Below are 12,795 nucleotides of genomic sequence, written 5' to 3'. Positions count from 1 at the left end.
TGAATCGAGCGCCCGCCCCTAGACTCATCGCCTGCCTTAGGCAAGCTTCTCCTTGACCTCGGCCGCCACGTTGGCCGGCACTTCGTCGTAGTGGGAGAACTGCATGGAGTACTGCGCACGGCCCTGCGTGAAGGAACGCAGTTCGTTCACATAGCCGAACATGTTGGCCAGCGGCACGTGGGCATCCACCACCTGTGCGTTGCCGCGGCTGTCGGTGCCCTGGATCTGGCCACGACGGCTGTTCAGGTCGCCGATGACGTCGCCCATGAATTCCTCAGGTGTCACCACCTCGACCTTCATGATCGGCTCCAGCAGCTTGATGCCGGACTTCTGCGCGGCTTCACGCATGGCACCGCGGCCGGCGATCTCGAACGCCAGGGCAGACGAGTCGACGTCGTGGTACTTGCCGTCCAGCAGCTCGATGTCAAAATCGATGATCGGGAACCCGATCAGCGATCCGCCCTCGGCCGTCTCGCGCATGCCCTTCTCCACCGCAGGAATATATTCCTTGGGGATGTTGCCGCCCTTCACGTTGTCGATGAAGTTGATGCCCTGGCCACGCTCGCCCGGCTTCAGCGCCACCTTCACCTCGCCGAACTGGCCGGAGCCGCCCGACTGCTTCTTGTGCGTGTAGATCAGCTCCACCGCACGAGCCAGCGACTCACGGTAAGCCACCTGCGGCGCACCGACATTCGCCTCGACCTTGAACTCGCGACGCATGCGATCGACCAGGATGTCGAGGTGAAGCTCGCCCATGCCCTTGATGATCGTCTGGCCCGATTCGTGATCGGTGGAAACGCGGAAGCTCGGATCCTCGGCAGCCAGGCGGTTGAGCGCAACGCCCATCTTCTCCTGGTCGGCCTTGGTCTTGGGCTCCACGCTCAGCTCGATCACCGGCTCCGGGAACTCCATGCGCTCCAGGATGATCGGGTGAGCCGAATCGCACAGCGTGTCACCGGTGGTGGTGTCCTTCATGCCCGCCAGTGCCACGATGTCGCCCGCGAATGCCTCTTCGATGTCTTCCCGGTTGTTGGAATGCATCAGCAGCATGCGGCCGATCTTCTCCTTCTTGTCCTTCACGGAGTTCAGGACCTGGCCCTTGGCGAGCCGACCCGAATAGATCCGGGTGAAGGTGAGCGAGCCCACGAAGGGATCGTTCATGATCTTGAACGCCAGACCGGCGAACGGCGCCTCATCGCTGGAAGGACGGCTGTCCTCCTCGTCGCTGTCGGGCTTCACGCCCCGGATCGCGGGCACATCGATCGGGCTCGGCATGTAGTCGACCACGGCGTCCAGCAGGGGCTGCACGCCCTTGTTCTTGAACGCGGAACCGCACAGCACCGGCACGAACAGCTGCTCCAGCGTACCCTTGCGGATCAGCGCCTTCAGCGTTGCGGCGTCGGGCACGTTGCCTTCCAGGTAGGCTTCCATGAGCTCGTCGTCGCTCTCGACGGCGGTCTCGATCAGGCGCTCGCGATACTCGGCGGCCTTGTCGGCCAGGTCGGCCGGGATCTCGACATAGTTGAAGCTGGCTCCCAGGCTCTCGTCTTCCCAGACGATGCCGCGGTTGTTCACCAGGTCGACCACGCCCTTCAGGTCGGATTCCGCGCCGATCGGCAGATACAGGACCAGCGGCTTGGCACCCAGGCGATCGATGATCGACTGCACGCAGTAATAGAAGTCGGCGCCGGTGCGGTCCAACTTGTTGATGAAGCACATCCGCGGAACTTTGTACTTGTCCGCCTGGCGCCACACGGTTTCGGACTGCGGCTCCACGCCGGCGACGCCGTCGAAGACGGCGACCGCGCCGTCGAGGACGCGGAGGCTACGCTCCACCTCGATGGTGAAGTCGACGTGGCCGGGGGTGTCGATGATGTTGATGCGGTGCTTCGGGCCCTTGCCATCCTCTGCCTGCCAGAACGTGGTCGTGGCGGCGGAGGTGATGGTGATCCCGCGCTCCTGCTCCTGCTCCATCCAGTCCATCGTCGCGGCGCCGTCATGCACTTCGCCGATCTTGTAGGACTTGCCGGTGTAGTAGAGGATCCGCTCGGTCGTGGTGGTCTTGCCGGCGTCGATGTGCGCCATGATGCCGATATTGCGGTAACGTTCCAGCGGATATTCGCGGGCCATGAGAACTTCCTTGGGGTGTGCGGGGAGGCGCCGGTGCGGCCGACGCCCCCCCATATAGTCAATTATGTGACCGCTTGAAGGCCGGAAGCCGTTACCAGCGGTAGTGGCTGAACGCGCGGTTGGCGTCGGCCATGCGGTGGGTGTCTTCCCGCTTCTTCACCGCGTTGCCGCGATTGTTGGCGGCATCCAGCAGCTCGCCCGAGAGGCGCGCCGCCATGGTGGTTTCCGCACGGCCGCGCGCGGCCGAGATCAGCCAGCGAATGGCCAGCGCCTGCGCGCGTTCAGTCCGCACTTCGACGGGCACCTGGTAGGTGGCACCACCGACGCGGCGGCTGCGCACTTCCACGGCCGGCTTCACATTGTTCAGCGCATCGTGGAACATCTGCACCGGATCATTCTTGGACCGGGCCTGTACGGTTTCGAGCGCGCCATAGACGATCCGCTCCGCAACCGACTTCTTCCCGTCCAGCATCAGGTTGTTCATGAACTTGGACAGCACCAGATCACCATACTGGGGATCGGGCAGGATTTCCCGCTTCTCGGGACGACGACGACGTGACATATTCTGCTTCCTTCCCGGACCAGCTTACTTAGGACGCTTCGCGCCGTACTTCGAACGGCTCTGCTTGCGGTCCTTCACGCCCTGCGTGTCGAGCACGCCGCGCAGCACGTGATAGCGCACGCCCGGAAGATCGCGGACACGACCGCCGCGGATCAGCACAACGGAGTGCTCCTGCAGGTTGTGGCCTTCGCCCGGGATGTAGGAGATCACTTCGCGGCCGTTGGTCAGGCGAACCTTCGCAACCTTGCGCAGCGCCGAGTTCGGCTTCTTCGGGGTAGTCGTATAAACGCGAGTGCAGACGCCGCGCTTCTGCGGGTTCTGCTCCATCGCCGGGACCTTGCTCTTGGCCTTGACCGGCGTGCGGCCCTTGCGGACCAGCTGGTTGATAGTGGGCATGGGTATCCTTCACCATGTGCGTGGCGCCACGAAGCGGTCGGGTGCGGGCATGAAAGGATCGCGCTGCCTGCCGGACCAGAGATCCGGCGGCGCATCGCCCGATAAAGGGGATACACCGGGTGTCACATGCGCGAGCCGAAAACACTCCACCCCCGCCCACCGGGCACCGGGTTACTTTGACGGCTGCCATTGAAGAGGTGGAAAACCCCGGCAAGACAGGCATCGCCAATGTTCAGCTCTGCCACCGGACGACACGCATGCCGCGGCCGGGAACCGGGCGCCTTTAGGTGAAGCAGGGCGGCGGGTCAAGCGGAGGCGTGGCGCACGGCGCCGCCATCATCGCCGCGTGCCCTGCGGAGCGATGGCGATGGCCGAAAGGTCCGCTGCCGGATCGACCGGCACCCCGGCCTGCCTGCGTTCGGAATAGCGGTCGACCAGCTGCGTGGCATGTGGCCGCAGCAGCACGGTGAAGCGCACCAGCTCCTCCATCACGTCCACGATCCGGTCATAATAGCTCGACGGCCGCATCCGGCCGGCCTCGTCGAATTCCTTGTAGGCCATGGCGACGGAGGACTGGTTGGGGATGGTGAACATCCGCATCCACCGGCCGAGCAGGCGCAGCGTGTTGACCGCATTGAACGATTGCGATCCGCCCGACACCTGCATCACCGCCAGCGTGCGCCCCTGCGTCGGCCGCATGCCCCGCATCTCCAGCGGGAGATGGTCGATCTGCAGCTTCATGATGCCGGTGATCTGGCCGTGGCGTTCCGGGCTGCACCACACCTGCCCTTCGGACCACAAGGCCAGTTCGCGCAATTCGTGCACGGCGGGATGATCGTCGCCCGCCACCTGGTCAGGCAGCGGCAGGGTCGCGGGATCGAAGATGCGCGTCTCCGCCCCGAACAGCCGGAGCAGGCGGGCGGCCTCCTCCACACACAGGCGCGAGAAGGATCGTTCCCGCAAGCTGCCATACAGCAGCAGGATGCGCGGCGGCGGCTCCACCGGACCCAGGCCCGCGGCAGGGCGCTGGCGAACGAAAGCGGGGTCCAGCGCCGGAAAGGCATCCGGCTGGGGCAAGTCGCGCAGGGGCATCTCAGGCAAGTCCGATCCGCAGCGCGAGCGCCGCAAGTGTGATGAGCAGGACCGGCACCGTCAGGGTGACGCCCACGCGAAAGTAGTAGCCCCAGCCGATCCGGACGCCTTTCTGGCCAAGAACATGCAGCCACAGCAGCGTGGCGAGAGAGCCGATCGGCGTCAGTTTCGGGCCAAGGTCGCAGCCGATCACATTGGCGTAGATCATGGCATCCCGAACCGCGCCGGTTGCCTGCGTGGCATCGATCGACAGCGCCCCGATCAGCACCGTCGGCATGTTGTTCATGACCGACGACAGCAGTGCGGCGATCACGCCCGTTCCCAGTGCCGCCCCCCAGACGCCGCCTTGTGCCGTCCGGTCGAGCAGAATGGCCAGATTGTCCGTCAGACCGGCGTTCCGCAGCCCATAGACGACCAGATACATGCCGAGGGAGAAGATCACGACCTGCCATGGCGCACCGCGCAGCACCTTGCCGGTCTGGATCACATCGCCCCGCCCCGCGACCACCAGCAACACGGCCGCCCCGGCGGCAGCCACCGCGCTGACCGGTACACCCCGGGGTTCAAGCAGGAAGAAGCCAGCGAGCAACAGCGCCAGCACGATCCAGCCGCCGCGAAAGGTTGCGGCATCACGGATCGCCGCATGCGGAGCGCGCAGCGCGCCCACATCGTAGGATCGCGGAATGTCACGGCCGAAGAACAACAGCAACGCCCCCAGCGTGGCAGCGACCGACACCAGGTTCACCGGCACCATCACGCCCGCATATTCACCGAAGCCCAGCCCGAAGAAGTCGGCCGACACTATGTTCACGAGGTTGGAGACGACCAAGGGCAGGCTGGCGGTATCGGCGATGAAGCCGGCGGCCATGACAAAGGCGAGCGTGGCCCTGGCACCATATCCCAGCGCCCGCAGCATGGCGATGACGATCGGCGTCAGGATCAGAGCCGCGCCATCATTGGCGAACAGCGCGGATACCGCGGCGCCGAGCAGGACGACCAGCGCGAACAGGCCCCGCCCGCTGCCCCGGCCCCACCGGGCGACATGCAACGCCGCCCATTCGAAGAAGCCGGCGGCATCCAGCAACAGGCTGATGATGATGATGGCGACGAAGGCCCCCGTCGCGTTCCACACGATGCCCCACACCACCGGCACGTCCGACAGCGAGACCACCCCGGCAAGCAGGGCCACGATCGCGCCGGCCATCGCGCTCCAGCCGATGCCCAGACCCCTGGGCTGCCAGATGACGAGCGTGATGGTGGCGACGAAGATCAGGACCGCGGGCAGCATCAGGCGATGCGCTGGCCCGATGCGTCCACCACCTGTTCGCCGTCTTCCTTGGTGAAAGCGCCGCGCTGCCCCGCAGGCAACAGATCGAGCACCGCCTCCGACGGGCGGCACAGCTTCACACCCAGCGGCGACACAACCAGCGGGCGATTGATGAGGACCGGGTGCGCCATCATGGCATCGACCAGCGCATCATCCGACATCGCCTCGTCGTCCAGACCCAGCTCGGCATAGGGCGTACCCTTTTCCCGCAGGAGGGCGCGGGGCGTGATGCCGGCGCGTTCGATCAGATCGACCAGCAGGGCGCGGGTGGGCGGGGTCTTGAGATATTCCACCACATGCGGCTCGATCCCCGCATTGCGGATCATCGCCAGCGTGTTGCGCGACGTGCCGCAGGCGGGATTGTGGTAGATCACGATATCGACGGCCATGGCGCGTCCTTTCAGCAGCGGGCGGTGAGTTCGGCGACGAGCGGCGCGCACAGGTCAGGCGCGGCGGCGCAGCAATCCTTGACCAGAAACAGCGTCACCGCGCGCAGCCCGTCCAGATCGGCGCGATAGATGACCGAGCGGCTCTGGCGCGCGGAACGGACAAGGCCCGCGCGAGCGAGAATGCCCAGATGCGCTGACATCGTGTTCTGCGGCACCTCCAGCTGGCGGGCGAGCTCGCCCGCGGCCATGCCCGCAGGCTCGTGCCGCACCAGCAGCCGGAACACGGCCAGGCGGGTGCCCTGGGCCAGCGCACCGAGCGCAATGATGGCAGATTCGCTTTCCATATATCCGGCATAACGGATTTATTTCGGCATCCCAGACCTTGGTGGCGGCGACAGGCCCAGCGGTCCAAACCATTTTCCTACAGCCCCCCGCCTGTGCCACCGCCCCGCGACCCAGGGCAGGAGGCAGAGCAGTGGCGGAACAGGTGAAACGCAAGCGGCAGGTGCTGATCCGTACGGCGATCGCCGGATCGGCGAACGAGGAGGAGCATTGGGACTGGCTGCCGGAGGACGAGGCGCCACCGCAGGAACAGGCGCCTCAGGGCCCGCCGCCGACCGAGCAGCCCTTCATCATGCAATGCAGCGATGACGGGATGATCGCGGTGCCTGCCGAACCCTGCGACCACCTCGTCCGCGCGCACCGGTCGGGGCGGCGCACCTCCTATGTCGCCAATCCCGGCCCGATGCCGGAGGCGGACGATCCGCTACTGAATTTCGTGCCCGCGCCGCACAGCCATCCGCGGCGCAACTCGATCACGGCCGAACGGCAGCGGGAGTTCATCGCGGCGCTGTCGGCCACGGGCGTGGTGCTGCAGGCGGCGGCGCATATCGGGGCGAGCCCCGAAGCGTTGTACAATCTGCGGCACAAGCCGGGGGCGGAAGGCTTCGCCGCCGCGTGGGACGAGGCGGCCGAGCGCGGTTTCGCGCGGGTGGAGGACAGCGCGGTGCAGCGGGCGATCCAGGGCGAGAACCGGCTGGTCGTGTCCGCCGGCAGGCTGATCGGTTACGAGAAGCGCCACAACGAGGCGCTGGTGATGTTCCTGCTGCGCAACCGCCGGCCGGACCGCTATGGCGGCGTTGGCCGGTCGCCCAAGCTGCCGCCGCTGCGCGAGGTACGCAAGGTGGCTGCGCCGGCCCTGCCCGACGGGGCCGTGCCCGCGCTTGCCCCTGCCGCCACGCGCCCGGAGGCGGCAGAGGCAGAGCTGCGTGCCTGGCACCGCCTGCTGCTGGAGCAGCCCGGAAGCGTGGACCTGCGCCGGTTCACCGGGTTCGAGCTGGAGCGGCTGGAGCAGATGATGGCGGAGGAGGCCGATGCGCCCGGGCCGGTGCCGGCGGACCTCGAACAGCCGAATGCTCAGAAGGCGTAGCGGACCTCGCAGTACGGCATTGTTTCCGCCAGCCAGCCGAGGAACCGGTCCAGCCACTGGCGCTTCCAGGCCGCCTTGTAGCGCAGGTTCTGCATGCCGGACTGGCTCCATTTGCGTTCCTGGATGTCGGGCCGCCACAGCCACTCCTCCGCGCGGGGGTGCCATTGCAGGTTGAGGTCGTGCAGCCCTGCATTGTGGGTCAGGAAGATCACCTCGCATTTGAGCTGCGCCCTGGCGCGGGGGGACAGCTGGCTGTCCAGCTCGGCGAACAGGGCGCGCCATTCCGCCTCCCACTGTTCGTGCACGATGACGGGCGAGAAGTTGACGTGGACCTCGTACCCCGCCTCCACGAAGTCGTTGATGGCGCCGATCCGCTCCGCCATCGGAGAGGTCCGCACGTCGACCACCCTGGCGATGGTCTCCGGCATCAGCGAGAAGCGGATGCGGGTGCGCCCTTGCGGATCGTAGCCGAGCAGGTCGCGATTGACGTATTTGGTGGCGAAGGAGCCTTTGGCGTGCGGCATCGTGCGGAACGCGGCGACCAGGTCGCGGACATTGTCGGACAGCGCGGCATCCATCGACAGGTCGCCATTCTCGCCAAGGTCGTAGACCCAGTCGACCGGATCGATCGAGTTTGGCTCCGGCTTGGGGCCGAGTCTGGCGGCGTGGCGGGCGATGGCGCGGGTGATCGCGTCAATATTGACGAAGATGCTGATCGGATTGGCGTAGCCCTTGCGCCGGCCGACATAGCAATAGGCGCAGGCCATGGCGCAGCCGTTGGACGAGGACGGGGCGATGAAATCGGCGGAGCGGCCGTTGGGGCGCATGGCGAGCCCCTTCTTGACGCCGAGCACCAGGATCTCGCGCTTCACCCGCAGCCAGTCCTCCGCAAGGGCCGGGTCGGCGAGCTGCGGGATCTGCCAATGGCTGGCGACCTCCACCAGCTCGGCCTGCGGGAAGCGGGCCAGCACCTCTCGGCCGCGGGCATGGTCGCGGATCGCGGGTTCCAGGTAGATGAGCCGCGGCTCGATCAGGGTGCGGGGGAGCGCCATCGTGGCCCCATATGGGCATGGTTGCCGCGGACGGGAACGGCGCCTGCCCACGATCGTCGGCGGAGGATGGACACGCAGCCCGCCTCTCCCCCGGTGACACCCGACGGCCGCTACATTGTCGTGCGCGGGCGGTTGTGGCGGCGGGCGGATCCGCGGCTGGCGGATGATGCGGGCCAGGCGCTCGTCAACCGGCTGATGGATGCGCGGCGGGCGGTCGGCCGGGCGCTGAAGGCCGGCGACGAGGGTGCGCTGGCCGCTGCCCGGCGCGAGGTCGATGCTGCCAAGGTGGGCCTGGGCGAACGCGGGCCCGTGTGGTGGGACGACGGCGCACCGGATCTCAACCGCCGCATGGCGCGCAACACCCCCTATCGTGACTGGTTCGAAGGCCTGGAGGAGCAGCCAGGTGCGCACTAGGCTGGGCATCTGCCGCCGGAAGCTGGCCTTCCGGGCCGAGGAGGAGGCGCTGGCGGCGATCGCGCGCTTTGGCCTGCCGCTGCGCACCTATCGCTGCGACCGATGCCGGCTGATCCACCTGACGAGCCGCACCAAGGGCAAGCGCATCCCGCGGCCACGGCCTGCCTAGGTCGCGAAGATCCGGCGGCCGCGCTCCACGCTCATCCGGTGCGTGCCGGCGAGCGTGAGGTCGCGTTCCGCCACCGTGTTCAGGAACTGCCACTCGCCCGTCACCCGCTGCGGCGTCAGGTCGATCATCATGTAACCGCGGCGGCTGGTGTCGCACCAGCGCAGCTCCGCATTCGCCGCCACGAAGCCGCGGGCCACAATGGCCGGATCGACCGCTAGACCCGTCTCCACCCCGTTGGAACTGACCGCCTGCCCGGCGAACTCCACGCCTGCCGGCCGCCCGTCATGCGCCAGCTGAAACGCCCAGGCATTGTGGCTGTCGCCCGCCAGCATGACGAGGTCGGCATCGGCCGCCTGCGCCGCCGCCAGCATGCGAGCCCGGGCGGCGGGGTAGCCGTCCCACCGGTCCATCCACATCGGGATGCCGGCCCGCCCGGCGCGGATCGCGTCGCGCCAGAAGGCGACGCGCGGCCCGGCAGTGTCGGGTCGTAGCCAGTCGACGATCTGCGGCGGCGGGCTGGTGCGGCCGGTGATCGTGCCCATGCCGACGAGCTGCCAGGCGGTGCTGCGCGCATTGCGGGCCAGCGCGTCCGCCAGCCACGCCTCCTGCGCGAAGCCCAGCATGGTGGCGGCGGGGTCCTGCCACGGGCCATCGCGGAAGGCGGCGAGCGCGGCCGGATCGCCGGCGGCCAGCGCGGGCGCCATGTCGATCTGCCGCGTTCGGCCGAGCAGGCGGCTTTCCGTGCGGTAGAGCGTGGCCAGATCGCCGATCGCGTATGTCTTCCACGGTTCGTCCGACACCGGCATCCATTCGCGATAGGCCTGCATCGCGGCCGCCTTGCGCGCGCTCCACTCGCCTTCATCCGGCTGGTGCTGGCCGGCGCCGCCTTCCCAGCTGTCATTGGCGGATTCGTGATCGTCCCATTGCGCGATCATGGGCGCGAGCTGGTGCAGGCGCTGCAGGTCCGGATCGGCGCGGTAGCAGGCGAGGCGCATGCGGTAATCGGCCAGCGCCAGGATCTCGTGCGCCGGTTCCAGCGCCAGCACCCGCGCCGCCAGCACGTTCGCCGCATCGGGCTGCGGGCGGCCGGATTCGTAGATGTAGTCGCCCAGGTGCAGCCACAGATCCATGTCGCCCCGCAATGCGGCATGGCCATAGGCGTTGAAGTGCCCCACCGGCAGGTTGGAGCAGGAGAACACCCCCAGCCCGAAGCGGGACACCGGCCCGACCGGCAGGGTCCGGGTGCGCCCGGTGGCGGAGATCGTGCCGTCGGGCGCGATGAAGCGGTAGTAGTAGGTCGTGCCCGGCCGCAGCCCGGTGACGGTCAGCTTCGCCGTCCAGTCACGCCAGCCGCCCGTCTGCACGCTGCCGCCGGCAACGACCTTCGCGAAGGCGGCGTCGGTGGCCATCTCGGCGGTCAGCCGCACGGCATCGGCGTTCCCGCCCGGCACGAAGCGGGTCCACAGCAGCATGCTGTCGGCCGCCGGCTCCCCGCTGGCGAGGCCATGGGTGAAGCCGCGCGCGGCCAGCAGCCCTTGTGCCAGCGACACGCCGCCGGGCAGCGTCAGCGCCGCCAGGCCCGCGCCTGCGCCCAGCACCAGCCGGCGACGATCGATCGTGAAGGTCATGCGTGCATCGTTCCAGCCATTACGGACCGAGCGCCTAGGCCGCCATTGTGACACATATGCTAAGAACGGCACATATCCGCAGGCGGACGGTTGGGAGGAAAACCGAAAAGGGTCCACCGTGCCGCGTTACCTGATTGCCGAAAGCGAACTGCCGGACCAGCGCGAGCAGCGCCGCGCCCGGGCAGGCAAGAGTTCGGGCGAAACCTATGTCGCCACCCTGAAGCAGATGCGGCCCGACGCACAATGCAGCCTGATCGCCGCCGCCGACGAAGATGCCCCGCAACTGTCACCGGACCAGCTGGCCACCTTCGATGCCGTGCTGCTGACCGGATCCCCCATGCATGTCTATGAGGACGGGCCGGCGGTGCGCCGGCAGCTGGACTTCATGCGCGCGGTGTTCGCATCGGGCACGCCATCCTTCGGATCCTGCGCCGGGCTGCAGGTCGCCACCGCGGCGGCGGGCGGACGGGTGCGGCGCATGCCGGGGCGGATGGAAGCGGGCATCGTCCGCGGGATCAGCGCAACGGAGGCGGGACGCGGCCATCCCCTGCTGGCGGGGCGGCCGGCATGCTGGGATGCGATCGGCCTGCATGGCGACGAGGTGGAGGAACTGCCCCCCGGCGCCACCCTGCTGGCGGGGAATGCGGCGACCACCATACAGGCGGCCGAGATCCGGCACGATCGCGGGGTCTTCTGGGGCGTGCAATATCACCCCGAACTGGCGCTGGCGGAAGTCGCCACGGCGCTGCAGTCCCAGGCGGCCGATCTGGTCGAAGCAGGGCTGGCGGGCAGCGAGGCTGACGTCTCCACGATCGCCCACGCGCTGGACGGCCTGCACCACGATCCCGACAGCCGGCCGCTGCGCTGGAAGCTGGGGGTCGACCGCGAAGTGGCGGAAGAGCGGCGCCGCCGGACCGAGATAACCAACTTCCTGGATCACGCGCCCGGCCTGAAACGCAGCCGGGCATAGGAGCCGGTCCGGACCGACCCTATCGGCTGATCGTCAGCTCGAAGCCGCCCGGCGCATCCAGGCCCATGATGGTGGTGGTGGTGATCCGCAGGTCGCGCAGCCAGCGGGCAAGATCATCGTGCCGCTGGACCGGCAGCGTCAGCAGCGCATTCAGATCGTCGCCGCCATCATCGTCGCACATGATCTCCGACTGGCCGAACGGCGAATCCAGCCCGAGCTTCAGGTAGGGGTCCAGCGCGTCCTCCCCTTCCCCCAACGCGTTCATCGTGATGCGCAGCGTGCCGGGCTGCCGCACCAAGCTGGCGATCGCCCGCTCATCCAGGCGGTAGACCGGCGGCGCGGCGATGCTGGTGATGAACCCCTGCACAGGCTGGTCCAGGCCGATCGCGATCGGTTCCGGCTGCTCGATCCGGTCCGCGGCGAAGGTGTAGGCACCACCGGCCGAACCCACCGCGCTGACGATGGCGGCATAGCTGCCGCCGGCAGGGGCCGTGAACACCAGCTGCGCGCCCAGATTGCCGGCGCTGTCGTCATCCTCGGCAAGCGTCTCCCCATCATGAGTCGTGGGTGTCTGGCCGGACGTTACGGGCATGATGCGCAGATAGGGGTCCAGCCCCGAATCGCCGGCAGTGGCGGTAATGTCGAATGTGTCGCCCTGCTGCGCCGTGAAGATGTAGGCCTGTTCCCCGCTGCTGCGCAGTTCGCCCTCATGCTCGTATGGCAGGGCGGTGACGGTCTGCGGCTCGGCCGGCTGCCAGTCGCTGGGCGTGACGATCAGCGTAAAATGCGGGGCATCGCCCAATTCTTCGACGCTGTCGCCCAGCTGGCTGACGACCACGCGCACCCGCTGCCCTTCCACCGAATGGAGCGGCACGCGGGCGGCGAGCCCGTTGCCGTAATCGTCGTTGGACGCGATTTCCTGCCCGGCATCGTCATACACGGTCAGCACCGGGTCCGCGCCGGACAGCGGCAAGGCCGTCACCTCCACCCCCTGCCCGGGCGACAGGGTGAGCCAGTATTCGCGCGCGCCATCCTCTGGCGCGAACGCACCCTGGATCACCTGACCGGCGGAAGGCTCCCCCGCGATGTCGGTAATTGCCTCCTGCCCGTGCGCGGTCGCAGCCAGCCCTGCATGGGCGAGGCACATGGTCGCGACAGTCAATGCGATGCGATGCATACAGGCAAGATCCCCCTTTGCCGGCGATCGCAACGGTGGCGATCCGCCCAGCTTCGCCGC

Annotated in this window: 14 protein-coding genes; 4 read left to right on the top strand and 10 right to left on the bottom strand. The window is 67.9% G+C overall.

Features of this window, described 5'->3' with window-relative positions:
• Positions 1 to 36: 36 nt before the first annotated feature.
• The 7 genes from fusA to D5S08_RS05435 all read right to left on the bottom strand — a co-directional run bounded on the left by fusA (position 37) and on the right by D5S08_RS05435 (position 6,240).
• Positions 37 to 2,130, bottom strand: a complete 2,094-nt coding sequence (gene fusA / locus D5S08_RS05465; RefSeq protein WP_121116382.1) for an elongation factor G — start codon at positions 2,128 to 2,130, stop codon at positions 37 to 39.
• A gap of 91 nt (positions 2,131 to 2,221) precedes the next feature.
• Positions 2,222 to 2,692 (bottom strand): 30S ribosomal protein S7, encoded by a 471-nt coding sequence (gene rpsG / locus D5S08_RS05460; RefSeq protein WP_121116380.1) that lies wholly within the window; start codon positions 2,690 to 2,692, stop codon positions 2,222 to 2,224.
• Positions 2,693 to 2,716: 24 nt separating this feature from the next.
• A complete protein-coding gene (rpsL, locus tag D5S08_RS05455; RefSeq protein ID WP_121116378.1) occupies positions 2,717 to 3,088 on the bottom strand; it encodes a 30S ribosomal protein S12 in 372 nt (123 codons plus the stop codon).
• A gap of 336 nt (positions 3,089 to 3,424) precedes the next feature.
• A complete protein-coding gene (arsH, locus tag D5S08_RS05450; protein WP_121116376.1) occupies positions 3,425 to 4,180 on the bottom strand; it encodes an arsenical resistance protein ArsH in 756 nt (251 codons plus the stop codon).
• Position 4,181: 1 nt separating this feature from the next.
• A complete protein-coding gene (locus tag D5S08_RS05445) occupies positions 4,182 to 5,468 on the bottom strand; it encodes an arsenic transporter (RefSeq protein WP_121116374.1) in 1,287 nt (428 codons plus the stop codon).
• Positions 5,468 to 5,896, bottom strand: coding sequence for an arsenate reductase (glutaredoxin) (arsC, locus tag D5S08_RS05440; RefSeq protein ID WP_121116372.1), 429 nt, complete (start codon positions 5,894 to 5,896; stop codon positions 5,468 to 5,470). Before arsC ends, D5S08_RS05445 begins: the two co-directional genes overlap by 1 nt.
• 11 nt (positions 5,897 to 5,907) lie before the next feature.
• Complete coding sequence (locus D5S08_RS05435; RefSeq protein ID WP_121116370.1) at positions 5,908 to 6,240, bottom strand: ArsR/SmtB family transcription factor; 333 nt, start codon at positions 6,238 to 6,240, stop codon at positions 5,908 to 5,910.
• A 131-nt stretch (positions 6,241 to 6,371) separates the two neighbouring features.
• Here D5S08_RS05435 and D5S08_RS05430 point away from each other — a divergent pair, with 131 nt between their 5' ends.
• Positions 6,372 to 7,325, top strand: a complete 954-nt coding sequence (locus D5S08_RS05430) for a hypothetical protein (RefSeq protein WP_121116368.1) — start codon at positions 6,372 to 6,374, stop codon at positions 7,323 to 7,325.
• Here the strand turns inward: D5S08_RS05430 and D5S08_RS05425 are convergent.
• Positions 7,313 to 8,377: a spore photoproduct lyase family protein gene (locus D5S08_RS05425; protein ID WP_121116367.1), complete on the bottom strand. Its 1,065-nt coding sequence runs from the start codon at positions 8,375 to 8,377 to the stop codon at positions 7,313 to 7,315. The genes D5S08_RS05430 and D5S08_RS05425 overlap by 13 nt on opposite strands.
• Positions 8,378 to 8,443: 66 nt before the next feature.
• Here D5S08_RS05425 and D5S08_RS05420 point away from each other — a divergent pair, with 66 nt between their 5' ends.
• Positions 8,444 to 8,791: a hypothetical protein gene (locus D5S08_RS05420; protein ID WP_175578882.1), complete on the top strand. Its 348-nt coding sequence runs from the start codon at positions 8,444 to 8,446 to the stop codon at positions 8,789 to 8,791.
• On the top strand, positions 8,781 to 8,960 hold the full coding sequence (locus D5S08_RS05415; RefSeq protein ID WP_121116365.1) for a hypothetical protein: 180 nt from the start codon (positions 8,781 to 8,783) through the stop codon (positions 8,958 to 8,960). Before D5S08_RS05420 ends, D5S08_RS05415 begins: the two co-directional genes overlap by 11 nt.
• On the opposite strand, the gene D5S08_RS05410 is transcribed toward D5S08_RS05415, so the two are convergent.
• Complete coding sequence (locus D5S08_RS05410) at positions 8,957 to 10,588, bottom strand: alkaline phosphatase D family protein (RefSeq protein ID WP_121116363.1); 1,632 nt, start codon at positions 10,586 to 10,588, stop codon at positions 8,957 to 8,959. The two genes, D5S08_RS05415 and D5S08_RS05410, sit on opposite strands and share 4 nt — an antisense overlap.
• A 118-nt stretch (positions 10,589 to 10,706) precedes the next feature.
• Between D5S08_RS05410 and D5S08_RS05405 the strand changes: the two genes are divergently transcribed.
• Complete coding sequence (locus tag D5S08_RS05405; protein WP_121116361.1) at positions 10,707 to 11,558, top strand: type 1 glutamine amidotransferase; 852 nt, start codon at positions 10,707 to 10,709, stop codon at positions 11,556 to 11,558.
• 19 nt (positions 11,559 to 11,577) lie between these two features.
• Here the strand turns inward: D5S08_RS05405 and D5S08_RS05400 are convergent, their stop codons facing one another.
• Entirely contained in the window at positions 11,578 to 12,735 is a 1,158-nt protein-coding gene (locus tag D5S08_RS05400; protein ID WP_121116359.1) for a hypothetical protein, read from the bottom strand.
• Positions 12,736 to 12,795 lie beyond the last annotated feature (60 nt).

Origin of the sequence: Croceibacterium ferulae (assembly GCF_003660445.1) — a bacterium.
GTDB classification, from domain to species: domain Bacteria; phylum Pseudomonadota; class Alphaproteobacteria; order Sphingomonadales; family Sphingomonadaceae; genus Croceibacterium; species Croceibacterium ferulae.
Note: the sequence above shows the minus strand (reverse complement) of the source record. Positions and strands in the feature narration are given on the sequence as shown.

Coding starts and splice junctions, on each gene's coding strand:
- D5S08_RS05400 (WP_121116359.1), bottom strand. CDS start 12,735: ATGCATCGCATCGCATTGACTGTCGCGACCATGTGCCTCGCCCATGCA.
- D5S08_RS05410 (WP_121116363.1), bottom strand. CDS start 10,588: ATGACCTTCACGATCGATCGTCGCCGGCTGGTGCTGGGCGCAGGCGCG.
- rpsG (WP_121116380.1), bottom strand. CDS start 2,692: ATGTCACGTCGTCGTCGTCCCGAGAAGCGGGAAATCCTGCCCGATCCC.
- D5S08_RS05435 (WP_121116370.1), bottom strand. CDS start 6,240: ATGGAAAGCGAATCTGCCATCATTGCGCTCGGTGCGCTGGCCCAGGGC.
- D5S08_RS05425 (WP_121116367.1), bottom strand. CDS start 8,377: ATGGCGCTCCCCCGCACCCTGATCGAGCCGCGGCTCATCTACCTGGAA.
- D5S08_RS05445 (WP_121116374.1), bottom strand. CDS start 5,468: ATGCTGCCCGCGGTCCTGATCTTCGTCGCCACCATCACGCTCGTCATC.
- arsC (WP_121116372.1), bottom strand. CDS start 5,896: ATGGCCGTCGATATCGTGATCTACCACAATCCCGCCTGCGGCACGTCG.
- arsH (WP_121116376.1), bottom strand. CDS start 4,180: ATGCCCCTGCGCGACTTGCCCCAGCCGGATGCCTTTCCGGCGCTGGAC.
- fusA (WP_121116382.1), bottom strand. CDS start 2,130: ATGGCCCGCGAATATCCGCTGGAACGTTACCGCAATATCGGCATCATG.
- rpsL (WP_121116378.1), bottom strand. CDS start 3,088: ATGCCCACTATCAACCAGCTGGTCCGCAAGGGCCGCACGCCGGTCAAG.
- D5S08_RS05420 (WP_175578882.1), top strand. CDS start 8,444: ATGGACACGCAGCCCGCCTCTCCCCCGGTGACACCCGACGGCCGCTAC.